Consider the following 25,360-nt stretch of genomic DNA (forward strand, 5'->3'; position numbering starts at 1 on the left):
GTGATTACAGGGCGCCAACCGCCCCGGACCCGATCAGTTGTTCAATTTTTTCATCATCATAGCCCAACGCCCCCAGAACCTCGCGCGCGTCGCGCCCCGGCAGAGGCAGATGGTTTTCGGCCCCTGTCCGTCGCCCCGCCATCTCCAGCGGGACGGTCGGCAATTTCGTCTCGCGCCCATCGTCAAGGAACACCGTCTCCAGCCCGCCTGCGGCCAACTGGGGGTCCTCGAACAATTCCTCGGGCTTACTGACCGGGGCGAAGGGGATGCCGGTGCCTTCGAGCCGCGCGATGATTTCGGCGCGGGTAAACCCGGCGACCTTCTCGCGTACGATGGGCAGGATACGGTCGCGGGCCAGCACGCGCTGGTTGTTGGCGCGGATGCTCTCATCGGCCCACAATTCGTCAAAGCCGAGCAGCGCGCAGAATTTTTCCCACAGGCTGTCGGAGACCACGCCGATGAACACCGGCAGGTCCTGCGTTTCAAACACGTCATAGATTGCCCATGCCGAAATGCGCGCGGGCATCGGCGCGGCGGGCTTTCCGGTCACGGCAAACTGCGCCATATGCTGGCCCACCAGATAGGCGGTGGTTTCAAACAGGCTGGCCACGACCTTTTGGCCCAGCCCGGTGCGATGGCGCTCCTCCAGCGCGGCAAGGATGCCGATCACGCCGAACATCGCGCCCGTCACGTCGATCACGCTTGACCCGGCGCGCAAGGGGCGCCCCGGAGGCCCGGTCATATAGGCAAGGCCCCCCATCATCTGCGCCACTTCATCGAGCGCGGTGCGGTTTTCATAGGGGCCGGGCAAAAAGCCCTTCTCGCTGCAATAGATGAGGCGCGGATTGGCATCCGCCATCGCCTCATAGGACAGGCCCATGCGGTCGAGCGCGCCGGGGCGGAAATTCTCGACCAGAATATCGGCGCCCAGCACCAGATCGCGCGCGACGGCCACGCCCTCGGCGCTTTTCAGGTCAAGGCAGATCGACTGCTTGCCGCGATTATACATCGGGAAATAGCCCGAGCCGGAACCGAGCAGTCGCCGCGTGGCATCGCCGCCGATAGGCTCGATGCGGATGACCTCGGCGCCAAGGCTGGCCAGGATATGGCCCACCGCCGGACCCATCACCATATGGGTGAACTCGATCACGCGGATGCCCGCCAGAGGTGTGGGGTTCTGGCTCATTGGGCGATCCTTTCCTGATAATCCATCATCACGCCCGCATCGGGGGTGAAACCATACAGTGGCTCTTCCGGCAGGGCCTCGGCCAGAATGGCGCGCACTTTCAACAGCTTTTCCAGATCGATGCCGGTTTTGTAGCCCATCGCGTTGAGCATCAGCACCAGATCCTCGGTGACCAGATTGCCCGAGGCCCCCGGCGCATAGGGACAGCCGCCAAGGCCACCCAGCGAGGCATCCAATGTGGTGATCCCTTCATCCAGCCCTGCCAGCGCATTGGCCAGCCCCAGCCCGCGCGTATTGTGCAGGTGGAGCGTGGTCAGCGCTTCGCCCACCTCGGCGCGCACGGCGCGCACCAGGCGGCGAACCTGCGCCGGATCGGCATAGCCGGTGGTGTCGGACAGGCTCAGCTCCTTGGCCCCGGCCTCGATGCTGGCCGCCGCCAGACGAACCACGGTGGCCTGCGGCACGGCGCCCTCGATGGTGCAGCCAAAGGCGGTGGAAAGGCCCACCGCGAAATGGACACCCGCTTCGGCCGCGATCCGGCCCATCGCGCGGATTTCCTCGATCATCTGCGCGTGGTCCTTGCGGACATTGCGGATCGAATGGGTCTCGCTCATCGAAAAGGGGGCGGAAAAGCCATGCACACCCGCCTCGACCGCGCGCGCCGCGCCCTTGGCATTGGGCACCAGCGCGACGACGTTCAGGCCCGGAATGCCGCGCGCAAAGCGCACCAGTTCGGCGGTGTCGGCCATTTGCGGCAAGAGGCTGGGGGGCACGAAACTGCCCACCTCGATCTCGGGCACGCCGCAGGCGGCCTCGGACGCGATCCACGCCTTTTTGGCCTCCAGCGGCATGACGGGCTTGATCGATTGCAACCCGTCGCGCGGGCCGACTTCGGAGATGGTGATGAAAGTCATAGATAGATCCACGGGCGCGCCACGCGGTCGGCATCGGTCCATGCGGCGATGGCGGGGCGCGATTTCAGAGTGAGGTCGATGGCGTCCAGCCCTTCAAGGAGCATGTCCCGGGCCTCGGCCTCGATGGGGAAAGAATAGGTTTGCTTCCCGCAGGTCAGCGTCTGGGCGGCAAGGTCGATATGGACCTCGCGCCCGGCGATGCTTTCCACCACATCACCCGGCAGGACCAGCGGGAGCAGCCCGTTGCGGATGCAATTGGCGGCAAAAATCGGCGCAAAACCGGGCGCAATGATGCAGCGCACGCCATATTCGGCCAGCGCCCAGACGGCATGTTCCCGGCTGGACCCGCAGCCGAAATTAGCGCCCCCCGCGATAATCCGCGCGCCCGCATATTCGGGCCGGTTCAGCACGAAATCGGGATTGGGCACGCGCCCCTCGACATAGCGCCATCCCGCAAACAGGCCCTCGGCCAGACCGGTGCGTCCGGTCGATTTCATCTCGCGGCTGGGGATGATCGCGTCGGTATCGACATTGTCGAACATCAGCGGCGCGGCGATGGCAGACAGGGTGGTAAAGGGGGTCATGCCTGCACCTCCAGATCACGCGGATCGGCAATCGCGCCCGCGATCGCGCTGGCCACGACGACTTCGGGGCTGGCGATATGGGTGCGGATGCCGGGGCCCTGGCGGCTTTCGAAATTGCGGTTGGTGCTGCTGATGCTGCGGCTGCCTGCGGGAAAGCTCTCGCCGCCGGCAAAGAAGCAGAGCGAGCAGCCGCTCATCCGCCATTCGAAACCGGCGGCCTCGAAGATCTTGTCCAGCCCTTCGGCCTCGGCGGCGCGTTTGACCGCGCTGCTGCCCGGCACGACCAGAGCTTTTTGGATCGAGGGGGCGATATGGCGCCCTTTCGCCAAGGCTGCGGCCCGGCGCAGGTCGGACAGGCGCGCATTGGTGCAGGAGCCGAGGAAGGCCACATCAATCGGCGTGCCCATGATTGGCGCGCCGGGGGCGAGGCCGATATAGTCATGCGCGCGGGCAGGACCGCTGGGCACCACGCCGTCGATGGGGATCGCATGTTCGGGGCTGGTGCCCCATGTGATCATCGGGGCAATCGCGGAGGCGTCGATCACGATGGTGCGGTCGAACTCCGCGCCTTCGTCGGAATGCAGGCCCGCCCAATAAGGCGCATCAAACGCGGCGGGCGCATAGCGGCGGCCCGTCAGATAGGCATAGGTCTTTTCATCGGGCGCGATGATCGCGGCCATGGCGGCAAATTCGGTGGCCATGTTGCACAGGGTCATGCGCGCCTCGATGTCGAGCGCGAGCACCGCAGAGCCTGCAAATTCGACCACATGGCCCGCGCCGCCGCCTGCGCCATGCGCCGCGATCAGCGCCAGCGCCATATCCTTGGCCGTCACGCCGGGGCGCAGCGCGCCGTCAAAGCGCACCAGCATCGTTTTGGGCCGGGGCAGGCGCAGCACGCCGGTCGCCATCGCATGTTCGGCCTCCGACGATCCGATGCCCCATGCCAGCGCGCCCAGCGCCCCCTGCGTGCAGGTGTGGCTGTCGGGCGCGACAAGCGTGCAGCCGGGCAGCACGATGCCCAGTTCGGGCGAGATGACATGGGTGATGCCCTGATCCGGGTCGGTCACATCGAACAGGGTGATGCCTGCCGCCATCGCCGCCGCGCGGGTTTCGGTGATGAAGGCCTGTCCGCCCTGCATCAAGGTCTGGTCGCCGCGGCCGGGGCGGGTGTCGACAATATGGTCCATCACCGCAAAGACGCGGGCCGGATCAACCACCGGCCGCCCCGCCGCCGCCATGCTCTTGAGCGCCGAGGCCCCGGTGCGTTCATGCAAAAACACCCGGTCTATCGCCACCAGATCCGAACCGGCAGGCGTGGTGGCGGTGACATGCGCGTCCCAGATCTTGTCGGCTAGAGTTCGCGCCATCACGCGCCGCCCCCCAAATCGACGATGACCTTGCCGCTCGACGCGCCCGAGAGCAGGCGTTCGACCGCATCGTAAATGCCTTCAAGGCCGGTAAAGCGCGGCGTGTCGAAATGGACCTTCACCTTGCCCTCGGCATAAAGGGCGAAGAGTTTCTCGCGCGCCTCGGGCCAATGCGGGGTCAGCAGGCCGTTCATGAAGCCGCGCACCGAGGCGCCCTTGTAATAGATGGCATTGGCGATGCGCGGGCCGCTGATGATCTCGGGAACGCCGTTCAGGTCCGCCGCCGCGCCGCCCACCACCAGCCGCCCGTGATTGGCCAGATTGGCGAGGAACGCATCGAAGATCGTCCCCGACACCGTATCGACCGCCACGTCGATGGCATTGCGATATTCGGCATTCAGCACGGCGTCGACATCCTCGGCGCGATAGTCGATCACCCGCGCCGCGCCCAGCGAGCGCACGAAAGCGGCCTTTTGCGCGCCGCCGCAGACCGCCACGACATGGCATCCGCGCGCGGCCGCGATCTGGACGAGGAAATGGCCCAGACCCCCCGCCGCCGCCGAGATCGCCACCGTTTCGCCCGGCCGCAATTGCCCGATGACGTCGAGCGCGACCATCGCCGAAACCCCGGTGCTGCACAGCGCCAGCCAGTCGGGATCGGCCGAGGGCACCTTGAGGAAATTGGCGGCGGGGGCGATATTGGCCTCGCGGTATCCGCCGGTAAAGCGCGTGGTGACCACGGCATCGCCCGGCGCGAAATCCGCCACGCCCGCGCCCACCGCCTCGACCACGCCCAGTGCCTCGACCCCGGTATAGGTCGGCAGGGCGATCTTGACGTAATCGACGGCATCGCGCGCAATCTGCGTGTCGAAAATGCCGTTGATCCCGCAATAAAGGTTGCGCACGCGCAATTCCCCCGGCGCGGGATCGCTCAGAGGCAGTTCACGTATCACGCAACCCTCGCGGAACGAGGGCGCGATGGTTTCAAGCCGGATTGCGCGGTAGGTGTTCAAGCCGGAGGTGTTCACGCGGGAAACCCCAGACAGCCGGGATTCAATTGCCCCTTGGGATCGACCACCGATTTGACCGCATCCAGCACGCGCAGGAAGGCTTCATCGCGGCTCTCGCGGTATTTGTACGAACGCCCGATCTGGAAATGGGCGCAGCCATAGCTCTCGGCGATCCGCTTCACCTTCTCGCGCGCGGCGGCGACCACGGCGCTCGCCTCGGGCGCATCGCCCAATTGCTTGAGGCGCGCCAGATGGGCCGGTTCGACCATGCTTTCATGCACCGGGCGATAGCCCTGCGGCCAGAAGAAGACCGGTTCCATGCAGATGGCATTGTTGTGCAGCGTGGAGAAGAGGAAGCCGGTGTGGATGCCCAGCCGGTCGAATTCGCCCGCCATCTCGTCGAAATAGGCCTTGATGTCGGCAAACATCCTGGGCGCGTTCGACAGTGAGACCTGACCATGGACCGGGATCCAGCTTTCGCCTTCCGGCCCCAGGATCGAGTTGGGCGGCGGGAAAGGCATGGCCCGGATCACCTTGGCAATCGTGTTGGCGATTTCGACACCGTCATATTGCGCGGCAATCGCGCGCGCTGTGGCGATATCGGCGGCCACGGCCTCCTTGCAGCGGCCCTCGGCGGTGATGTGGAGGGGATATTCCTCCTCCTCGATAAAGCTGCGCCCGGCGGTGGCGATTTTCAGGCCCGCCTTGAGCGCGCCAAACACCGACTTTTCCTTGGCCATCACCGCGCCCAGCGCTTTGACGTCGTTGGTCATGCCCATGCGGCGCATGCGCACCTTGGTCAGGCCCGGATCAAAGCCGCAGGTTTCCGAGGCAATTCCGGCGCGCGCCATTTCGGCCAGCGCCTCCAGCATGATCGGCCCGGTCTTGAAACTGAAGCTGACCGAATCCTCAAATTGCGGGCGGCGCATCAGGCGGAAAGTGACCTCGGCCTTGATGCCCAGCGTTCCGGCATCGCCCATGAACAGGCCCGCCAGATCGGGGCCATAGTGGCGATAGAAAGGCGTTTCGCCATCCGGCCCGCGCGCGCCCGTTTTCAGCACCGACCCATCGGCCAGCACCATCGTGATCGCGATCACGCTCTCGGTCGAGGTGCCATATTGGCCACAGCCGAACATGGCATTATGGTTCGACAGGCCGCCGCCGATGGTCGAATATATCCCGCTCATCGGCCCCCAGAACGGCAGGCGCAGGCCCAAAGGCTGCAGCGCATCGTCGATGGCCTTCCACGAGATGCCCGCCTCGACGGTGATCGTCATGTCCTCTTCGCGGATCGACAGGATGCGGTTCATCCGCAAGGTGTCGATCGAAATCGTCATGCCCGTCGCCGGGATATAGCCGCTGGTATAGCTCATGCCCGCGCCGCGCGGGGCAAGGTCGACGCCCGCCTCGACCGCGGCCTTGACCACGGCGGCCAGCTCGGCGGTATTGCCCGGCGCGACGATCAGCATCACCGTATGGTCCGATGCGCTCCAGATGTCCTCGCTGAACAGGCGGCGGCTCGCTTCATCCTCGCGCAGATTGGCTTCGCCCACGATGGACGCAAGGCGCGAACGCAGATCGGCGGGGCAGGGGGCGGAAATTGTTGCGGTTTCCTGAGACATGATGGCCTTTCGGATCGAATGGGTTTTAAAATAGGCAAAGTGGTCGGGCGGCGGGGGGCAGGCGGGGGATCTATCCTCCTGTCGGATGAAGCGATCAGGCCACCAGGGCCGCCGCCGACAGGCCCGCGAGCCGCCCCAGCGTGACCGCCGTGCACAGCCCCATCGCGGGCAGATAGCCCCAATGGGCGGGCCCCGAGACGCTGCGCGCCGCACCGCCCCCGGCAAACAGATTGGGCAATGGTGAACCATCCTCGCGCAGCACGCGGGCCGCGCCGTCGATCTGGAGCCCGCCCTGCGTGTGATAGATCGCGCCCACCACCTTGAAGGCGCTAAGCGCGCCCTGCGGCGGGACGGCATCGCTCCAGCATCGACCCATGATGTCGGGGCGACCCTGCGCCTTGGCCTGCGCGGCCTCGGCCAGAGCGGCAGCCAGCGCCTCGGCAGGCACGCCGATGGATTGCGCCAGAGAGGCCGCATCCGCGCCGCGCCGCGCGGCATTCAGCCCGGTCAGCGTTTTCATTTCTGGCGTGTAGGCCTGCGCCGCCTCGATGCGCTCATCCAGCACCACCCAGCACGGGCCGCCTTGCGCCATCACCGGATGCACCATCCCGGCAATGTCCTCGCTCTCGTCGCAGAACCGTTCGCCCTGCGCGTTCACGATGATCCCGCCATCGACAATCACGCCGGGCACCACCGAAATCCCCTGCGGGTCGGTCAGCATGGCATAGCCCTGATAGGCCCCCATATCGCCCAACGCGGCACCCAGTTTTTGCCCCAGCAGGACGGCGGTGCCGTCGCTGCCTTCATGGCCATTGTTGCGGGCATCGGCCATCGAGGGGATATATTGCGCCAGCAGATCGTGGTTCGCCGCATAGCCCCCGCTGGCCAGGATGAGGCTTTCGCAGCCCACCTGCTCCACCGAACCATCCGGGCGGCGCAGGCTGACGCCCAGCACGCGGCCTGCATCATCGGCATGGATCTCCACCAGCTGCGCACCCAGCATCACCATCACGCCCTCATCCTCAAGGCGCTGGTGCAGCAGGTCCACCATGTCCTGCCCGTCATGGCCGTGCCAGCCATGCATGCGATAGGTGGACAGACCATAGGAGGGACGGAAACCCATATCGAGCTCCCACGGCATCGACAGCCGCTCGCCCATCCAGTCGAGCGTGGGGCCGGAATGGTCGGCAATCGCGCGGGCGATGACCGGATCGGTCTCCCCGCGCGTCTTGGCGATGATGTCTTCGTAATAGGCGTCGGCGCTGTCGCTGATGCCCTTGGCGGCCTGCGCGCGCGTGCCCGCCGCGCAGATCAGGCCCATCGACATGCCGGTCGTGCCCATCGGCCGCTCGTCGGCCTCGACCAGCAGCACCTCGGCCCCGGCATCGCGGGCGGAGAGCGCCGCGATGCAACCGCAGGCGCCCCCTCCAACCACCAGAACGGGAATGGAAAATTCGAATTCCATCAATCCGCGTCCCGCACCATGTCATCGGCCATTTCGCCGCTGGCCACATCATCGGACAGGGCGGCGGCCTCGTTCTCCTGCTGGATGATGCGCAGGATGCGGGCGATATATTCCTGATTCCACATCTGGCGCTCGGCGCTGGCCGAGGCATCGGGGGCAAAGGCGTCGATCTCGCCCTCCACCAGCACGCCCTTGGCCTTCAGCAGGCGCTCCAGCGTATCGGCGCGCTGATGCGCCACGGCCAGTTCCTGCGCGAGGCTCATGGTGATGGCCAGCACGCGCTCGACCTGGGGCTCAAGGAAATAGGGGCGCTTGCCGGCGGGCTTGGCACCGGCTTCGTTCAAGGCGTCGTTAAAGCTCATGCCACGGCTCCGATCACATGCCACGCGGCCTTGCGGCCATAATCCTCGGTGTTGTCCTCGGCCGCGTCGGGGAAAATTTCGCGGTCCACCACGCCATAGACGCCGCCATGGATGATCTTGGCCCGGTCAAACCCGGCGCGCTCCATTTCCGCGTCCAGATCCATCTCGTGCATCCGGCTCCAGAAGGGCTCGTTGTTATAAAACGCGTCCCAGTCGCGCATGGCCTGTTCGAACAGGGGCATGTCGGGGGCATATTGCGGCTGTTCGACATGCAGCACGATGCCGCCGGGCCGCAGCAGGCGGTGGCTTTCGGCAAAGATGTTGCGCAGCGCGCGCGTCGACAATTCGTGCAGGAACATGGTCGTCTGCACCCAGTCGAAACTGCCGTCCTCGAAAATGCCGGTCAGATCCTCGGCGCTGGCCTGAACGAAGCGGACATTGTTGATGCCCAGCGATTTCGCCCGCGCCAGACCATAGCGCAGCACCGGCGCGCCCAGATCGACAATCGTCAGTTCCGCATCGGGGAACGCCTGCGCCAGAGGCAGGCTGGAATGGCCCACCGTACCGCCGAATTCCAAAATCTTCTTCGGCGCGAAATCAGGCAGGTTCTTCTTCACCCATTGCACCACGGCATGGCCGCCGCCATCGGAATATTTGCCCAGCAGACCGCCCGTGGTGACAAAACCGGCATGGTCGTAATTGGCGCCATTGGTGAAATCGTCGGGTGCATATTCGCGGTGATAGCTGCCCGGCATGCAATGGTGATCGACCGCGGAAACATAGCGCGGGATCTCCAGCGCGGGGTTCAGCACCAGCCGGTCATCGCCCTCGATCAACGCCTTGCCGCGCGCGTTCAAGTCCTCGCGCTGGCGGATCACGGTCCAGCGGCCTGCCTGCTGGCGCTGCTCCATCGTCATGCGGCGCAGGGCCGACCATGTGCAGAACGCAGGGTCCTCGAGCATCGCCTTGCGCGCCTCGTGGCGGGTGGCGATGGGGCGGCCATGGGCGGCGGCGAAGGCGGGCGCGACCCGCGCGTCATAGGCGGCCTTGACGCCGGGCACGACGCGCGCGGCCAGATGGCGGTTCATCTGGGCCAGAAAATTGATCCGCTCGATCTCGTCATGGCTGGTTTGCGGAAAGACGCCATGGCGGCCGATCACCCGGTAATCGGGCGGGCCATCATAGGATGCGGCTGGGCTGTTCGGGCGCTTGGTTTCGGCCACGGGGCTTGTCCTTGATAGTGTTTGCCGGGATGGGGGATTGCCTGTCGCGGGGTGCAAACTAGCCCGGCGCGACGCTTCATCCGAAAACCACCCCGGACCTGACCGACAGGCGGTCAGACAGGCCCGCGCCCCTGCATCGCGCGCCCATTCCGGCTCAATTTCTCCACCACACCCAGATGCGGAGAAGTGAGATGCGGATTTTCGCCCTGTTCAACCTGAAGCCCGGCGTGGACGAGGCGGTCTATACCGAATGGGCCAGGACGGTTGACCTGCCTACGGCCAATGGGCTGCCCTCGATTGACTCGTTCCGCCTGTTCAAGACCACCGGCCTGCTGGGCAGCGACGCGAAGCTGCCCTACAGCCATATCGAAGTGCTCGACATTGCCGACATGGATCAGTTCGGCCGCGATGTGGCCACCGAGGCGATGCAGGCCGTGGCCGCGGCGTTTCAGGGCATGGTGGACGTGACCTTCATCACCACGGAAGAGATCGTCGCATGAGCAGGCGTTTTGCGGGCAAGGTGGCGGTGGTCACCGGTTCGGGCCGCCGGGGCGGTCTGGGCGAAGCGATTGCGCGGCGGTTGAGCGAGGAGGGGGCGATCCTCGTCATCTCCGACATCGGCACCAGCCGCGATGCGGCCACGCCCGAAGGCATGATCGGCGGCACGGATGAGATGAAGGCCATCGCCGCGGGCCTGCCGTCGCCCGCCAGCACCTGCGTCTGCGATGTGCGCGATCCCGACAGCGTTCGCGCGCTGGCCGACCATGCCGTGGCCGCGCATGGCGGGCTGGATATCTGGGTCAACAATGCGGGCATCGGCTATATCATGAAGCCGCTGGCTGAAGTCTCGCCGCAGGACTGGCGCGCGGTGATCGACGTCAACCTGACCGGCGCATGGTTTGGCCTGCAGGCCGCCGCCGAGGTCATGGTGCGCCAAGGGCGCGGCGGACGCATCATCAACATCGCCAGCCAGGCTGCCAAATCGGGCTTTCCCCATGCGCAGGCCTATACCGCCTCCAAGCATGGGCTGGTGGGCCTGACCCGTTCGGCCGCCATCGAACTGGGCGAGCATGGAATTACCGTCAACAATGTCTGCCCCAACCATGTGACCACCGGGCTTGGCGCCTGGCAGAACGAGCATTTTGCCGAATTGCAGGGCATCAGCGTCGAGGAATACCTGAAGCGCATGGCCGCGCGCATTCCGCTGGGCCGCCCGGGTCTGCCGGGCGATACGGCGGGCGCGGTGGCTTTCCTGTGCAGCGATGACGGCGCCTATATCACCGGCGAGAGCATGAACGTCTCGGGCGGCGAGGAGCCGCATTGATGGCCCAAAATCCCGCCGAAACCCTTGTCGATCATGCGCTGAACCTGCGCTGGGCCAATGTGCCGGATGCCGCGCGCGAAAGGGCGCTGGCTTTCCTGTATGACACGCTGGCGGTGGGCGTGGCGGGGGTGGGCGCGGCTCATGCCGATGCGGTGCTGACCATGGCGCAGGGCTGGGGCGCGGGGCGCGTGGCGGGCGTGCTGGGGCGGCCCGGCCTGCGCCTGCCTGCGGCTTCGGCGGCCTTTGTGAATGCCTATCAGATCCACGGGCAGGAATTCGACTGCGTCCATGAACCCGCCGTGCTGCATCCGATGGCCACGCTGCTGGCCGCGCTGCTGGCCGAGGCGGCGCGGGGCAAACCGGTCAGCGGCCAGCAATTCCTGACCGCGATGGTGGCCGGTGTGGATGTTTCGGTCACGCTGGGTCTTGCCGCGCCCGGCGCGCTCAAATTCTTTCGCCCGGCAACGGCGGGGATCTTTGGCTGCGTGGCCGGGATCGCCGCCATGCGGGGTATGGGGCGCGAGATGGCGCTCGATGCCTTTGGCCATGCCCTCGCGCTCGTCTCGGGCACGATGCAGGCGCATCTGGAGGGCAAGCCCGCGCTGCCGGTGCAGGTGGCCGCCGCCGCGCGTAATGCGCTGTTGGCAGTCGATCTGGCGCGGGGCGGGATGCCGGGGGTGCGCGATCCCTTGACCGGGCCTTTTGGCTATTTCCCGCTGCTCGAAGTGCGCGAGGAACTGGATGCGGCCATCGCGCTGCTGGCGCAGGGCCACCGGATTGCCGAGGTAAGCTGGAAGCCTTTCCCCACCGGCCGCGCGGGCCATGGCGGGATCGTGGCGGTCCAGCGACTGATGGCGCGCGGGCTGATCGCGGACAATCTGACGGCGCTGGAATATCGCGCGCCGCCGCTGATCCATCGCCTTGTGGGCCGTCCGGCCAAGCCGGGGATGGAGGTGGCCTATGCGCGCCTGTGCCTGCCCTATCTGGCGGCCAGTGTGCTCGTACGCGGGGGCATCGGGCTGGGCGATTTCACGCGTGAGGCGCTGGATGATCCGGCGGTGCTGGCCATGGCGCGGCGGATTGCCGTGGTGGCCGATGACAATCCCGATGCGGCGGCCTTTGTGCCCGCCCGCGCCATGGCGATCCTGAGCAATGGCACGCAGATGATCGAGGATGTTGCGGCCCAGCTCGGCTCGCCCGCATGGCCTTTATCGGCCCTTGAACAACAGGCCAAGGCGCAGGCCTGCCTGGATTTTGCCGGTCTTGGCGCGCAGGCTGCGCCGCTGGCCGATGCCATTGCCGGGTTCGCGGCCGCGCCCGATGCGCTGGCGGCAATCCGCGCCACGGGAGTGATGGGATGACCTTGCTGAAATGTGCCACGCATGTTGTGGCCGATCTGGATGATGCGGTGGCGCGCTATGGCGCATGGATGGATTATGCCGTGGTGGAAAGCGGCGTGGTGGATGACGGGCTGGCTGCGTTGTGGATGGCGCCCGGCGGCGCAGGACGGCGCTATGCGCTGATGCAGCCTGCCTCGGGCGCGCAGACTTTCCTGCGCTTTGTCGAGGGCGATGTGGTGGCGGATTATACCCCCATCCGTTCCTATGGCTGGGCCGCGATTGAGCTTTGCGTTACCGATGTCGAAGCGGTGAATGCGCGGATGATGGCCTCTCCTTTCGAGATCATCGGCCCGCCCCGGCCTCTGGACGGTTTCGCCATCGTCAAACCGATGCAGGTGAAGGGCGCGGACAAGGAAGTGGTCTATCTGACCCAGATCCTTGCGCCCGGCGCCGAACATGGCCTGCCCGCGCCGCAATCGCTGGTGGACCGGCCCTTTATCATGGTGCTGGCCTGCCCCGATTTGCGCGCGGCGATGGATTGGGCGCGCGATGTGCTGGGGCTGGAGGTGATCGATCCGGTGGCGATCCGTTATTCGATGATCGCCAAGAGCTTTGACCTGCCCGAGGGTCAAAAGACCGAGATTTCGACCGGACGCTGGGGCGATCACGTCTTTCTGGAATTCGACCAATATCCGCAAGGCGCATGTCCGCGCCCTCGTATCGAGGGCCAATTGCCGCCTGGCGTTGCCATCACCACGATGGAGCATCCCGATTTCGCGCGCCTTGCGCCCCACTGGGCCGTGCCGCCCGCCGTGCGCGAGGGCGCACTCTATCAGGGCCGCCGCACCGGCATGTTGCTGACGCCCGAAGGCGCGCTGCTTGAGGTGATCGAGGCGTGATCATTCGCCGCGCCTTTGCCGATCTGGCCCATGGCCAGATGCATTATCGCCATGCGGGCGAGGGGGCCTTTGCGGGCGGGGTTGACGCTTTGCTGGTGCTCCATCCCTCGCCTGTGTCCTCGCGGCAAATGGTGCGGATGGTCGAGGGGCTGGCCCCGCTGGGCCGCGTGATCGCACCCGATACGGCCGGTTGCGGCGACAGCGATCCCCTGCCGCAGGACGCGCCCGCCATCACCGACTATGCCGCCGCCCTGCGTGATCTGATGGATGCGCTCGGGCTCGGGCGCGTGCTGGTTTACGGGATGCATACCGGGGCGGCGATTGCGGCGGAGCTGGCCATTCTGGCTCCCGATCGCGTGGCGGGCGTGGTGATCGACGGCCTGTCCGATTTCCATGGGGAGGGGCTGGAGGAAGTCCTCACCCATTACGCGCCGCCTTTTCCGGCTGATCTCGACGGGGCCGGTCTTGCCCGCCTGTTTCAGTTTTGCCGCGACCAGTTCCTGTTCTTCCCATGGTATGCGCGCAGCGGGGCCGCCCGCCGCGATACCGGCCTGCCGCCGCCCGATGATCTCTACGGCTGGGTGGGCGAGGTGTTGAAGGCGCGCGGTTCCTATGCCCGCGCCTATCACGCCGCCTTTCGCTGGCGCGGGCGTGAAAGGCTGCCGCTGGTGGCCTGTCCGATGGCGATCACCTGCGGGGCCAATGACCCGCTCTATGCCGCAACCGATAGCGTGGCGCGCGATGCGGAGATGGGCCTGCGCCCGCTGCCCCGGTTTGATGCGCCAGATTATGCCGCCGCGCGCCGCGATCTGATCCTGTCGCTGGTCCCGCCCGATTCCGGGGCCTGATTCCGGGCCAGCCTGACATTCACGGAGAAACCCTCATGCAGCAACATCGCACCATCACCGGCAAGATCCTCTACACCTCGCGCAAGCCGGGGCGTGAGGGCGAGGAGCGGGGGCGCGAATTTTTCACCTGGACCCATCACAGCGACGGCAAGAAAACCCTGCGCGCGCGCTGCGAGATCGACGAACCGGCCCCCACCGTTCACCGCGATATCACCTACAGTATGGACGAAAATGACATGCCGATGGACTGTTTCGTCCGGCTGGTGATCGGCGACAAGTTCATGGGTTCGGGCTGGTTCCGCTTCACGCCCGATACGGTCGAATGCGAAAGCTATGGTCCCAGCATCGGCCGCCTGTCGCAGCGTATGCCGATCGAGGGAGAGTTCGACGGTTTCGGCACGCATCCCATTGTGGCCGATGCCTATATCACCCGCAAGATCGACCGCGCCACCACCGAGCCGCGCAATTTCCGCTGCTTCCTGCCTTCGCCCGACCATCGCGGGGCCACGCCCCCGGTGATCGCCGAAAGCGTGATGCGGCTGGGCTATCTGGGGCAGGAAACGATCACCGTTCCGGCCGGAACCTTTGATTGCCACAAGTATGAATTTACCGATCCGCATGGCGCGATGGTCTCTGGCGGCCAGCCCCATCCGCCCTATGAACTGTGGGTCACGGCCGATGAGGATGCGATCTTTGTTCAGGGCGGCGTGGGCGGCTATATGCAGACCTGGTACGAACTGGTCGAGCTGTCACGCTGATGGGCGCGCCGTTGGACAGCAGCCCGGTCGACAGCGCCAAGGGCTGGAGCGTCGTTCTGGCCGGGATGGTGGGCATTGCGCTGGGGCTCAGCCCGGTGCCTTTCTACACCATCGGCATGTTCGCGCCCGAACTGGCGCGGGCCTATGGCTGGAGCTTTACCCAGCTCATGACCTGTCTGACGGTGCAGACTACGGTGGTGGTGCTGTCGGGGCCGCTGTCGGGCTTTGCGCTCGACCGGTTCGGGGCGCGGGTGGTGGCGCTCTGGTCGGTGCCGCTGTTTGCGCTGTCCTTCATGAGCCTGGCGCTGAACAATGGTTCGCTGCCTTTGTTCTATGCGCAATGGGCGATCATGGGGCTGGTCGGGGCGGGCACGCTCAACGCCACATGGACGCGGCTGGCCAATGCGTGGTTTTTTCGGCATCGCGGGCTGGCCATCGGGCTGGTCAGCGCGGGGACGGGGATCACCGGCTTTGCGATCAAGCCCTTTGCGGCATGGCTGATCGGCTATTATGGCTGGCGGATGGGCTTTGCGGTGATCGGGGCGCTGCCGCTGGTGGTGGCGTGGCCTCTGGTCTTTGCGCTGTTTCGCGCGCCGCCGGGAGATGCCCTGCGCAGGCCGGACAGGGTTGGGGCCGAACCCACGGTATGGGCGGTGATGGGCACACGGCCGTTCTGGCTGATGGCGGCGGCGTTTCTGTTGCTGCCCTTTGCCTTGACCGCGCCGATCCCCAATCTGGAAAATATCCTCAAAACGCAGGGTTTCACTCTGCCGCAGATCGGCGCGGTGGCCTCGGCCTTCGGGTTGGCGGTGGTGGCCGGGCGCGTGGGCGGAGGCTGGGTGCTCGACCGGGTCTGGGCGCCGGGGGCGGCGTTTGGCGTGCTGCTGCTGCCGATGGCGGGCAACTGGCTGCTGGCCGGGCATGGGCTTTCGCCGGGCATGGCCACGCTGGCGATCATCGGCATGGGGCTGGGGTCGGGGTTTGAATTCGACCTGCTGGCCTATCTGGTTGCGCGCTATTTCGGGGCGCGGCACTATGGCGCGATCTATGGCTTTTTCTATGTGATGATCGCGATTGGCGCCGGGATCGGCCCTGTGGCCTATGGGCGGGTGTTTGACATGACCGGCGCCTATGGAGCGGCGCTGATGGGCGGGATCGGGTGCCTTGTGCTGGCGGCGGTGCTGCTGCTCGCGCTTGGCCCCTATCCGCAGGAGAAGGCGGGCGATTAGGCCCGCCTTCGCGCTGCTTTACTGCGAAATGCGGATCAGGATCTTGCCGACATGGCCGCCTGATTTGAGGCGGGCATAGGCCGCCGGGGCCTCGTCAAAGGCAAAGGTGCTGTCGATCACGGGCTGGATATTCTGCTGCTCGATGGTGCGGACCAGGCGAGCCAGCATCGCGCGGCTGCCCTCGGCAATGCCCTTCAGGACAAGGTTCTTGTAGATCACCAGGCCGACATTGATCGCCGGGGCGCCCTCGCGCGGGGCCACGCTGATAAAGCTGATGCGCGCATTGGCCGCAGCGGCAAGGATCGATTTGGCATGGGTGTCATAGCCGCCGGTTTCGACGATAATTTCCGCGCCCGCGCCGCCTGTGGCCTTCATCACTTCGGCTTCCCAATCGGGATTTGTGCGATAGTTGATGGTGATATCCGCGCCCAGCTTGCGCGCCAGTTCGAGCTTTTCATCGCTGGAACTGGTGATGATGACCCGCGCGCCATGCGCCTTGGCGATTTGCAGCGCCCAGATCGCCACGCCCCCGGTGCCCAGCGCCAGCACGGTATCGCTGGCCTTTATCTGGCCGACTTCAACGACCGCATGCCATGCCGTCAGGGCCGAGGAGGCGAGCGGGGCGACCTGTTCATCGGACAGGCTTTCTGGCACCTTGACCAGCGCGGCGGCTGGAACGCGGATATATTCGGCCAGCCAGCCATCATGGGTGATGCCGTAATCGGTGCCGAAATGCGAAAGCGCAAAGGCCCCGTCGATCCAGTTGACGAAATGGGCAAAGACCGCCCGGTCGCCCAAGGCCAGACCGGAAACGCCTTCGCCCAGCTCGACCACTTCGCCTACGCCTTCGGAGGCGGGGATGCGGTTTTCCGCCTTCTTCGCGCCATACCGGCCTTCGAGCACCTGAATGTCGCGATTGTTGAGCGCAACAAGGCGGGTTTTCAGCAATACCTCGCCAAAGCCCGGCTTGGGTATTTCGCGGGTCACGGGGTGCAGGCTGTCCAGCCCGGTCTGCGGGCCGATTTCATAGGCTTTCATGTCGAATTATCCCTGGTTTGCCGCAAAGGCATCGAAAATGTCGCCGCCGCGCGCGAACCATGTGTCGGGGCGGGCGGCCAGATCGACCAACAGCCCTTCGAACGCATCCATCCGATAGGGCAGGCCGATGATATAGGGCGTGAGATGGAGCGGCAGCATCCGCCCGCCGCCCTGCGCCTGCGCCTCGGCGCTCAGCCAGTCATGCGCGTCGAGCACCTGCTGCGCATAGGAATCGACCGACTGCTGCTGAACATTGATGATCTGGCGGTCGGACAATTCGTGGTTGAGCGGGATGTTGACGAGCCCGTTGTTGAAGGCAAAGGGCATTTCGTCATTCACCCAATCGACGCAGTAATCGACGCCCGCTTCCTTCAGCAGATCAAGCGTGGCGAAACTTTGCGAACGGGCGATGGAATGCCATCCGCGCGGGCGCTGGCCGGTGGCAGCTTCCAGCGTGGCAAGGCTCTGGGCGATCAGCGCGCGCTCCTGCTCCACCGGCAGAGTGGAGGCGATGGTGCCGTTCATGTCGGTGCTGTGGGCGATGATTTCGTGGCCCGCGTCCACAATATCCGCGATGATCTGGGGATAGCGGGTGGCGATCGCGGCATTGACCGCGACGCTGACCCGCGCGCCCACTTTCGCAAAGGCATCGAGCAGGCGGTAAAAGCCCACCCGCGTGCCATATTCGCGCGAGGTGTAGTGGCGATAGTCGGGATAGGCGGTCTGCATATGGCCCGGCGCGCGGAAGGGCGTGTCGGAGGGGGTAATCGGAAACCATTCAAGGCTGACCGTGAACCACACCGCCACCCGCTGCCCGCCCGGCCATGCCAGAGGCGCGCGCTTGGGCAGGGGCGCGTAAGGGTAAAGCGCGTGGTCATAGCCCAATCCGCGCTTGCCATATTCCAGATAGGTCGGGTCGAGGCTCATCGGGCGTCCTCCTGAACGGCGTACCACGCATCGGCAATATCGCCCGCCCGCGTGATCCACGCGCGGTCATCTGCTGCAATATGGCGCAACACTTCCTCAAACGGCCCGATGCGATGGGGCTGGCCGATCAGATAGGAATGGAGCGGGATGCACATCACGGTGCCGCTTTCCTCCGCCGCCAGTCGCTCATATTGCCGGATCAAGGTCTGGGCATATTCGCGCGGGCTCATATTGTAGATGAAGAAGCCGTAGTGGTCGTTGACCTCAAGGCTGTAGGGCATCGAGATCAGGCGGCCTTTTGATACTTTGACCGGAAAGGGCTGATCGTCGTGATAAAGGTCGCAGGTGTAATCCATGCCGTACTCGGCAATCAGATCCAGCGTGCGCGGCGTATGCGTCAGCGCGGGCGCCAGCCAGCCCCGGATCGCTTGCCCTGTGGCCTCGCGCACGGTGCGGATCGAATCCTCGATGATCGCGCGCTCTTGGCGCTCGTCCATGCCATAGGAATAGCGCGTGTTGTAAATGCCGTGGGAAAAGAACTCCCACCCGCGCGCATTGGCATCGGCCACCACATCGGGGTGATGCTGGCACAGTGCCACCGACAGGCTGACCGAGCCGGGAAAGCCATGCTTGCTCATCACATCGGCCATGCGCCAATGGCCCACGCGGTTGGCATGGTCGCGGTGGCTGTATCCCACGACATCGGGGTGCGGCTTGGCCCATGATTTGCGATGCGGATTGGCTGGCGGGTCGATCTCGTAATATTCCAGATTGGGCGAGATCCACACCGCCACCTTCTTGCCGCCCGGCCAGGCGAAAGGCTTGCGACCGCGATAGCGCTGAAACTCGTAGAGTTCGGGATCGGGGCTGCCTTCACGCATCGGGGCGGCCCTCCAGCCAGTCGATCACGCTCTGCACCGGTTCGACATCAGCATATTTGAGCTGAAGATCGGTCAGATTGGCGAAGTGATAGGACTCATGCTTGTCCGCGCAGGTCTCGATGGGAACGATGGTGCGATAACCGCGCGATAGCGAATCCACCGCGCCTGCACGAACGCAGCCCGAGGTGGAGCCTCCGGTGATCACCACCGTATCGACCTTGTGCCACACCAGCAGACTTTGCAGCGGCGTTTCAAAGAAAGGCGAGGGCATGCGTTTGGTATAGACCGTATCGCCCGGCGCAATCTCGCAGCGATCGTCAAAGGCGTGGCGGTCGCTGTCATACTTGATGTTTTGCAGGCTGTCGGGCGTGTTGGTCCGCGTACCCCAGACGCCCGCATCGCTGGCATCCTCGGCATAGGCCACATGGGTCCAGATCACCGGCATGCCCTTTTGGCGGGCCAGCGCCGAGATCGTGTTTACATATTCGATCTGGCGCGGATCGGTTTCATAGGCGGTTTTGTAGCGGTCGATGCGGGTGTAGGCATTCTGGAAATCGACATTCACGATGGCCAGCTTTTCGCCAAAGCCGAATTTGGAGCGGGCCGGATTGGCCATCACCTCTTCGAAGATCTGGCGGGCGGTCTTGCCGTCGCTCACCATTTTCGTGCCGATTATGTCCATGGAGGGCCTCTTGCTGGAATTGGGATTGCGCCGCAGGCTGGCCCCTTGTGGGCGGTTTTGGCCACTGCTGCCCCGATTTTGTCCGCCCACCGGAAAAAGCGGCCAAGCCGCCTTGTCCGGCCGGGGATGGGCGGCGCACCTGTCGGCGGGCAAGTGGCGCAGGGAGAACGGGGCGTGACGAGAAAACGCAGGTTTATGGCCGGTCTGCTGGCGCTGGGTCTGGCCGCGGGGATGGCGCCCGCGCGGGCCGCCGCCACCTTTATGCGCGCGGCGGCCCTGGCTTCGGCATGAAGGGAACAGGCACGAGCGCCGATCATTGGATCGAGGAATTCGACTGGTGGATGCAGCAGGTGCTGGCCGACAAGACTGAGAAGAGGACGAAATGATGGATCTGAGACTGGCCGAGCCTGCGCTGCTGCGCGATGCGGCTTTTGTGGGGGGCGTTTGGGCGCGGGGGGCGGCAAGTATTGCCGTGACCAATCCGGCCGATGGCGCGCTGATCGGCCATGTGCCCGATCTGGGCGAGGCCGAGACGCTGAGCGCGGTGGAAGCCGCTGTGCCCGCGCAGGCCGCATGGGCGCGCGTGACGGGCAAGGGGCGCGGGGCGGTGCTGCGCCGCTGGGGTGAACTGATGATGGAGCATCAGGAAGACCTGGCCCGCATCATGACCGCCGAACAGGGCAAGCCATTGGCCGAGGCACGCGGCGAGGTGGCCTATGCCGCCAGTTTCCTCGAATGGTTTGCCGACGAGGCGCGGCGCATCACCGGCGACGTGCTGACCCCGCATCAGGCCGACCGCCGCATCCTTGTCCGCAAGGAGCCGGTGGGCATCGTGGCCGCCGTGACGCCGTGGAATTTCCCGCTGGCGATGATCACGCGCAAGGCCGGCCCTGCGCTGGCGGCGGGCTGTGCGATCATCATCAAGCCATCGGAATTGACGCCCCTTTCGGCGCTGGCGCTGGCCTATCTGGGTGAGCAGGCGGGGGTTCCGGCAGGTGTGCTCTCGGTCATCACCGGGCAGGCCGCGCCCATCGGCAATGTGCTGACCGGCGACAAAAGGATCGCCAAATTCACCTTCACCGGATCGACCGGCGTGGGCAAGAAGCTGGCCGCGCGCTGCATGGAAACGGTCAAGCGTGTGAGCCTCGAACTGGGCGGCAATGCGCCGTTTATCGTGTTTGATGATGCCGATCTGGACGCCGCGGTCGAAGGCGCGATTGCCAGCAAGTTTCGCAATGCCGGGCAGACCTGCGTCTGCGCCAATCGCCTCATCGTGCAATCGGGCATTTACGATGCCTTTGCCGAGGCGCTGGCCGCGCGCGTGGCGGGATTGAAGGTCGGGCCGGGGCTTGCCGGACCCTCGGATCAGGGGCCGCTGATCGACGCGCGCGCCGTGGACAAGGCCAAGGCCCATGTCGCCGATGCCGTGGCGCGCGGGGGGCAGGTGCTGACCGGGGGGGCGCCCTTGCCGGGCGAGGGCACCTTCTTTGCCCCCACCGTCATCACCGGGGTTCCGGCCGATGCCTTGCTCTGCCGCGAGGAAACTTTCGGTCCGGTGGCGGGTCTGGTGCGGTTTGAAACCGAGGAAGAGGCCATCGCCATCGCCAATGACACCGATGCGGGTCTGGCCTCCTATCTCTTCACCCGCGATTACGAGCGCGTGTGGCGCGTGCCCGAGGCGCTGCGCTATGGCATGGTGGGGGTCAACACCGGCCTGATTTCCACCGAGGTCGCGCCCTTTGGCGGGGTCAAGGAATCAGGTATGGGCCGCGAAGGATCGCATTACGGCATGGACGATTATCTGAATTTGAAGATGGTCTGTCTGGCCGTGGCGGGCTGACGGGTTGCTGCCCCGGCGCGCGCCGGGGCAGCCCTGTGTTCAGGCCCAGAGGTCGGGCTCATCCCCCATTCGCGCATGGGCGGGGCGGGGAATGCCCAGATTGTCGCGCAGGGTCGCGCCCTGATAGTCGGTGCGGAACAGGCCGCGCTTTTGCAGGATCGGCACCACCTGATCGACGAAATCCTCAAGGCCCCCCGGCAGGTAATTGGGCGAGAGCGAGAAACCATCGGCGGCGCCCGCGCGGAACCAGTCCTCCATCATGTCGGCCACCTGTTCGGGCGTGCCCGCCAGTGAGAAACTCGCCCGGCTGACCGTTGCGCGCTTGGCCAATTGGCCCAGCGTCAGATCCTCGGCCCGCGCCATGCGGACCAGTTCCTGCTGCACCCATTGCCCGCCATTGGTCAGCGGAATGTCGGGCATTTTATCATCGGGGCCATAATCGGACAGGTCGAACCCGATCTGCATCTGCAGCGTGGCCCATGCCAAAGCATCAGGGATCAGGTTGAGCAATTCCTCCTGCGCCGCGCGCGCCTCGGCCTCGGTCGAGCGGATCAGCAATTGCACCGAGGGCAGCACCGCCATATGCGCCGGATTGCGGCCAAAGGCGGCGGCGCGCGCCTTCATGTCATCATAAAAGGCGATGGCCTTGTCCTTGCTGCTTTGCGCGGTAAAGACCAGATCGGCGGTGCGGGCCGAGAGCGCGCGCCCCGGCCCCGATCCGCCCGCCTGCACGATGACGGGATGGCCCTGCGGCGGGCGGCCGACATTGAGCGGCCCGGCCACGTTGAAAAACCGCCCCTTGTGGTTCAATTGCCGCAATTTGGCCGGATCGAAGTAGCGCCCCGCCGCCTTGTTGCGCAAAACGGCATCGTCCTCCCAACTGTCCCACAGGGACTTGACCACATCGACGAATTCCTCCGCGCGTTCATAGCGCAGATCGTGGTCCATCAGCCTGTCATGGCCGAAATTGCGCGCCTCGCTGTTGCCCGCGCTGGTCACCACGTTCCAGCCAGCGCGGCCCTTGGTGATATGGTCCAAGGACGCCATCCGGCGCGCCACGGCATAGGGTTCGTTATAGGTGGTCGATACCGTGCCGATCAGGCCGATGTCGCTGGTCACCATCGCCAGCGCCGCCAGCAGGGTGGTCGGCTCCAGCTTGCCCGCGTAATCGGTGGCGGCATAGGCGTCGCGCCCCTTGATACAGGGCAGGCCCTGCTGATCGCCGGAGAAATAGCAATGCAGCTTGCCTCGCTCGGCGGTTTTGGCAAGGCGGACGTAATGGTCGATGTCATGCTGATCCGCATCGGCGCCATAGCGCCATCCGCCTGGATGCGCGCCGCTGTTGTGAATAAAGGTGGCCAGCACCATCTGGCGGCTGTTCATGGGTTTTCGTCCTTTTGAGCAGAAGTGATCGCCGCGCGCCAGGCGGCGGCAAAGCAAAGCGAGGAAAGCAGCAGAAAGGGCAGGCCCACGCGCATAAAGGCCAGGCCAAGGTCGCCCGATGATCCACCTGCCCCACCACCCGCCAGCGCCATGACCCAAGGTCCGCCCGCGCCCGCGATGACCGCGCTGCACAGGCCCAGCATAGCCATGCCAAAGCCGCGCATCGTGTTGGGCAGTATGTCCTGAAGCGTGGTGTTCATCGCGACATTGATCATCGGCATGGCGATGCCGATCGTCCCCAGCATGGCCAGTGAGAGGCGGTAATCGGGCGCGAAACCGGCAAAGGCGGCGGGCAGGCCCAGCAAAGGCAGCGCGCAGAGCAGCGGAATGCGCCCCGCCCGGCCGCCCGACAGGCGCGAATCCGCCAGCAACCCGCTGATCAGATAGCCCGATACCCCCGTCACCAGCAGCATCAGCCCCAGCGCCCCGCTGAAAGCGGTGATCGGCAGGCCATAATGGCGGGTGAGGAAAGGCGCGGTCCACATGGTGATGCCCAGCAGCGCGACATAGAACAGGCAGAAGCCCAGATAGAGCGGCACGACCAGCGCCCGCCTTGCCCACAGATCGCCCAGCTTGGCGGCCATATGCGCGCTGTCGGCCTCACGCGCGGCGGCGTGGCGCACCGGCTCACGCGCGGTCAGCAGCAGGAGCGAGACCACAGGCCCGCCCAGACCGCACAGGACAAAACACGTCCGCCATGCCTCCAGCGCCCCGATATGGGGCAGGGTGATGGCGATGCCATGGCGCAGGATCATGCCCGGAATGACCGAGGACAGGCCCGAGCCGATGCTGGCCCCGATGAAATAGACCGCCATCGCCCGCCCGCGCCGAGCCGGGGCAAACAGATCCGCGATCAGCGAGAGCGCGGCAGGCGCAATCGCCGCCTCTCCCAATCCCACCACCATGCGCGCGGCAAAGAAGCCGGCGAAGCTGGGCGCAAGGCCGCAGGCGATGGTCGCCACGCTCCAAAGCGCGATGGCGCCCGCCACCAGCCGCCGCCGGTCGCGGTGGTCAACCAGCCAGCCCAGCCCAAGTCCCAGCACCGCCGAAAGCAGGCTGTAGGCCATGCCCATCAACAGACCCATCTGCGCATCGCCAATGGCGAAACTCTTGCGGATCGGTTCGGCCAGCACGCCGACAATCGCGCGGTCTATGCTGTAGAGATTGGCGCCCAGAAACAAGAGCAGCATGGGCCAGATCACCTGTCGCGCCGGGGGATATTCGCGCATGGGTCGCTTCACTCCATCGGCACAGTGCGGCCGTCGATACAGGCCAGCAAGCGGCCGTCGGGGTTGTTGAGGATCTCGACCGCGCCATCCTTGAGGTAGATGATATCCTCGAAATGGAATTTGCCGATATCCGGCCCGATCCATGGCAGATCGCAGGAGATCACCATGCCATCGACCAGTTCGAATGTGTGCATGCCCCCATTGGGATGGGGGTGGTCAGTATGTTCCAGCCCGACCGAATGCAGGCCGCAGCCGCGAAATTCAGGATTGCCCGCCGCCTGGATGCAGCCGGTAACGGCCTTTTCGACATCGGTGGAAAGCGCGCCCGCGCGGAAATGGGGCAAGGCCGCCCGCCAGCCAAGCCGCGTCGCGTTGAACACGCGCAATTGCTCCGCATTGGGCATGCCGATGACAGCGGTGCGGCCAATGTCACTGGTATAATGGGCAAATTCGCAGGTGGCGTCGAAGGTGATGGTATCGCCGGGCAGCAGCGGCGCGGTTTTATCCAGTCGGCCAAAGCCGGGGCGATAGGGGGTGATGAGCAGAAACACCGGCCTCGCCCCGCTCAAGGCGGCGGCGGACCAGAACACGCGCTCGGCCTCGGCGCATGTGGCGCCCGCCGCGATCGCCTCGGCGCTGATCTGCAGGGCCAGTTCGGTCTTGCGACTGGCCGCGCGCATATGGCCCATTTCCTCGGGCGTCTTGACCATGCGAATGTCGCGCAGGAAATCGCGCGCGCCCACCGCCTCGATCGCCCCATCCAGCATTTCGGCCACATCCAGCCCCAGCCCGCGATCCTCAAAGGCGATGCGCGAGCCGCGGTCCAATCCGATCTCGCGCAGGTAATCGGCCACCGCCTCCGGGTGGTTCTGGGGCAATCCCTCGCTGGTCAGCGCGCCCTGCGTGCCGCCCGCGCCAATGCCGGGTTTGCGGGCATAGCCGCGCACGATCCGCATCCATGTGCCGCCGCGCTGCTGGGGCTGGCCTGTATCGACCTCGACGGTCAACACGGCGGCTTCCTTGCCATGGTCGCGCGGCAGCAGGGCCAGCGCCAGATCGCCAAAGCCCCAACTGGCATCCGTGGCCCAGCTTGACAGGTAATAGGTGTTGATCGGGGTGGAGGCGACGATGGCGTCAAGACGATCACGGTCCATCAAGGCATCGGCGCGGGGGCGGTTGAGCAGCATGG

Annotated in this window: 24 protein-coding genes; 8 read left to right on the top strand and 16 right to left on the bottom strand. The window is 65.6% G+C overall.

The genetic code is table 11. From position 1 onward, the window contains the following. Positions 1-4 precede the first annotated feature (4 nt). The 9 genes from FHW92_RS01790 to FHW92_RS26180 form a co-directional block, all read right to left on the bottom strand. Complete coding sequence (locus FHW92_RS01790; RefSeq protein WP_168601503.1) at positions 5-1,186, bottom strand: CaiB/BaiF CoA-transferase family protein; 1,182 nt, start codon at positions 1,184-1,186, stop codon at positions 5-7. After that, positions 1,183-2,100 carry a hydroxymethylglutaryl-CoA lyase gene (locus FHW92_RS01795; RefSeq protein WP_168601504.1) on the bottom strand — a complete coding sequence of 306 codons (918 nt, stop codon included), beginning with the start codon at positions 2,098-2,100 and terminating at the stop codon, positions 1,183-1,185. Before FHW92_RS01795 ends, FHW92_RS01790 begins: the two co-directional genes overlap by 4 nt. Further along, positions 2,097-2,684 (bottom strand): 3-isopropylmalate dehydratase small subunit, encoded by a 588-nt coding sequence (gene leuD, locus FHW92_RS01800; RefSeq protein WP_168601505.1) that lies wholly within the window; start codon positions 2,682-2,684, stop codon positions 2,097-2,099. The genes FHW92_RS01795 and leuD overlap by 4 nt, the downstream gene beginning before the upstream one ends. Next, complete coding sequence (locus FHW92_RS01805) at positions 2,681-4,051, bottom strand: 3-isopropylmalate dehydratase large subunit (protein WP_168601506.1); 1,371 nt, start codon at positions 4,049-4,051, stop codon at positions 2,681-2,683. The genes leuD and FHW92_RS01805 overlap by 4 nt, the downstream gene beginning before the upstream one ends. Then, entirely contained in the window at positions 4,051-5,079 is a 1,029-nt protein-coding gene (locus tag FHW92_RS01810; RefSeq protein ID WP_349237625.1) for a zinc-binding dehydrogenase, read from the bottom strand. Before FHW92_RS01810 ends, FHW92_RS01805 begins: the two co-directional genes overlap by 1 nt. Beyond that, entirely contained in the window at positions 5,076-6,683 is a 1,608-nt protein-coding gene (locus FHW92_RS01815; protein WP_210428330.1) for an FAD-binding oxidoreductase, read from the bottom strand. The genes FHW92_RS01810 and FHW92_RS01815 overlap by 4 nt, the downstream gene beginning before the upstream one ends. A gap of 94 nt (positions 6,684-6,777) precedes the next feature. After that, entirely contained in the window at positions 6,778-8,148 is a 1,371-nt protein-coding gene (locus tag FHW92_RS01820; RefSeq protein WP_168601507.1) for an FAD-dependent oxidoreductase, read from the bottom strand. After that, positions 8,148-8,510, bottom strand: coding sequence for a hypothetical protein (locus FHW92_RS01825; protein WP_168601508.1), 363 nt, complete (start codon positions 8,508-8,510; stop codon positions 8,148-8,150). The genes FHW92_RS01820 and FHW92_RS01825 overlap by 1 nt, the downstream gene beginning before the upstream one ends. Beyond that, on the bottom strand, positions 8,507-9,733 hold the full coding sequence (locus tag FHW92_RS26180; RefSeq protein ID WP_168601509.1) for a class I SAM-dependent methyltransferase: 1,227 nt from the start codon (positions 9,731-9,733) through the stop codon (positions 8,507-8,509). Before FHW92_RS26180 ends, FHW92_RS01825 begins: the two co-directional genes overlap by 4 nt. A gap of 191 nt (positions 9,734-9,924) precedes the next feature. On the opposite strand from FHW92_RS26180, the gene FHW92_RS01835 reads away from it, so the two are divergent. From FHW92_RS01835 to FHW92_RS01865, 7 genes are read left to right on the top strand one after another with little or no spacing between them, the layout of a single operon-like run. After that, on the top strand, positions 9,925-10,233 hold the full coding sequence (locus tag FHW92_RS01835) for an REDY-like protein HapK (protein WP_168601510.1): 309 nt from the start codon (positions 9,925-9,927) through the stop codon (positions 10,231-10,233). Further along, the gene (locus FHW92_RS01840; RefSeq protein WP_168601511.1) at positions 10,230-11,057 is read left to right on the top strand and encodes an SDR family NAD(P)-dependent oxidoreductase; all 828 of its coding nucleotides are present in this window, start codon (positions 10,230-10,232) and stop codon (positions 11,055-11,057) included. Before FHW92_RS01835 ends, FHW92_RS01840 begins: the two co-directional genes overlap by 4 nt. Continuing rightward, complete coding sequence (locus FHW92_RS01845; protein ID WP_168601512.1) at positions 11,057-12,418, top strand: MmgE/PrpD family protein; 1,362 nt, start codon at positions 11,057-11,059, stop codon at positions 12,416-12,418. The genes FHW92_RS01840 and FHW92_RS01845 overlap by 1 nt, the downstream gene beginning before the upstream one ends. Further along, positions 12,415-13,296: a VOC family protein gene (locus FHW92_RS01850; RefSeq protein WP_168601513.1), complete on the top strand. Its 882-nt coding sequence runs from the start codon at positions 12,415-12,417 to the stop codon at positions 13,294-13,296. The genes FHW92_RS01845 and FHW92_RS01850 overlap by 4 nt, the downstream gene beginning before the upstream one ends. Beyond that, positions 13,293-14,144, top strand: coding sequence for an alpha/beta hydrolase (locus FHW92_RS01855; RefSeq protein ID WP_349237626.1), 852 nt, complete (start codon positions 13,293-13,295; stop codon positions 14,142-14,144). The genes FHW92_RS01850 and FHW92_RS01855 overlap by 4 nt, the downstream gene beginning before the upstream one ends. A 35-nt stretch (positions 14,145-14,179) precedes the next feature. Beyond that, positions 14,180-14,902, top strand: coding sequence for a DUF3108 domain-containing protein (locus tag FHW92_RS01860; RefSeq protein WP_168601514.1), 723 nt, complete (start codon positions 14,180-14,182; stop codon positions 14,900-14,902). Further along, on the top strand, positions 14,902-16,131 hold the full coding sequence (locus FHW92_RS01865; protein WP_168601515.1) for an MFS transporter: 1,230 nt from the start codon (positions 14,902-14,904) through the stop codon (positions 16,129-16,131). Before FHW92_RS01860 ends, FHW92_RS01865 begins: the two co-directional genes overlap by 1 nt. Positions 16,132-16,149: 18 nt before the next feature. On the opposite strand, the gene FHW92_RS01870 is transcribed toward FHW92_RS01865, so the two are convergent. From FHW92_RS01870 to FHW92_RS01885, 4 genes are read right to left on the bottom strand one after another with little or no spacing between them, the layout of a single operon-like run. Continuing rightward, positions 16,150-17,169, bottom strand: coding sequence for an NAD(P)-dependent alcohol dehydrogenase (locus FHW92_RS01870; protein ID WP_168601516.1), 1,020 nt, complete (start codon positions 17,167-17,169; stop codon positions 16,150-16,152). A 6-nt stretch (positions 17,170-17,175) separates the two neighbouring features. Then, the gene (locus tag FHW92_RS01875) at positions 17,176-18,096 is read right to left on the bottom strand and encodes a polysaccharide deacetylase family protein (protein ID WP_168601517.1); all 921 of its coding nucleotides are present in this window, start codon (positions 18,094-18,096) and stop codon (positions 17,176-17,178) included. Beyond that, positions 18,093-18,977, bottom strand: a complete 885-nt coding sequence (locus tag FHW92_RS01880) for a polysaccharide deacetylase family protein (protein ID WP_168601518.1) — start codon at positions 18,975-18,977, stop codon at positions 18,093-18,095. The genes FHW92_RS01875 and FHW92_RS01880 overlap by 4 nt, the downstream gene beginning before the upstream one ends. Beyond that, the gene (locus FHW92_RS01885; RefSeq protein ID WP_168601519.1) at positions 18,970-19,659 is read right to left on the bottom strand and encodes an isochorismatase family protein; all 690 of its coding nucleotides are present in this window, start codon (positions 19,657-19,659) and stop codon (positions 18,970-18,972) included. The genes FHW92_RS01880 and FHW92_RS01885 overlap by 8 nt, the downstream gene beginning before the upstream one ends. 385 nt (positions 19,660-20,044) lie before the next feature. On the opposite strand from FHW92_RS01885, the gene FHW92_RS01890 reads away from it, so the two are divergent. Continuing rightward, positions 20,045-21,499 (top strand): NAD-dependent succinate-semialdehyde dehydrogenase, encoded by a 1,455-nt coding sequence (locus FHW92_RS01890; RefSeq protein ID WP_210428367.1) that lies wholly within the window; start codon positions 20,045-20,047, stop codon positions 21,497-21,499. A gap of 39 nt (positions 21,500-21,538) precedes the next feature. Here FHW92_RS01890 and FHW92_RS01895 read toward each other — a convergent pair whose 3' ends face one another. From FHW92_RS01895 to FHW92_RS01905, 3 genes are read right to left on the bottom strand one after another with little or no spacing between them, the layout of a single operon-like run. Continuing rightward, the gene (locus tag FHW92_RS01895) at positions 21,539-22,882 is read right to left on the bottom strand and encodes an LLM class flavin-dependent oxidoreductase (RefSeq protein WP_168601520.1); all 1,344 of its coding nucleotides are present in this window, start codon (positions 22,880-22,882) and stop codon (positions 21,539-21,541) included. Further along, positions 22,879-24,171, bottom strand: coding sequence for an MFS transporter (locus FHW92_RS01900; RefSeq protein ID WP_168601521.1), 1,293 nt, complete (start codon positions 24,169-24,171; stop codon positions 22,879-22,881). Before FHW92_RS01900 ends, FHW92_RS01895 begins: the two co-directional genes overlap by 4 nt. A gap of 8 nt (positions 24,172-24,179) precedes the next feature. Further along, positions 24,180-25,358: a M24 family metallopeptidase gene (locus tag FHW92_RS01905; RefSeq protein ID WP_168601522.1), complete on the bottom strand. Its 1,179-nt coding sequence runs from the start codon at positions 25,356-25,358 to the stop codon at positions 24,180-24,182. Positions 25,359-25,360 lie beyond the last annotated feature (2 nt).

It is taken from the genome of Novosphingobium sp. SG707, from assembly GCF_012275515.1.
GTDB lineage: Bacteria > Pseudomonadota > Alphaproteobacteria > Sphingomonadales > Sphingomonadaceae > Novosphingobium.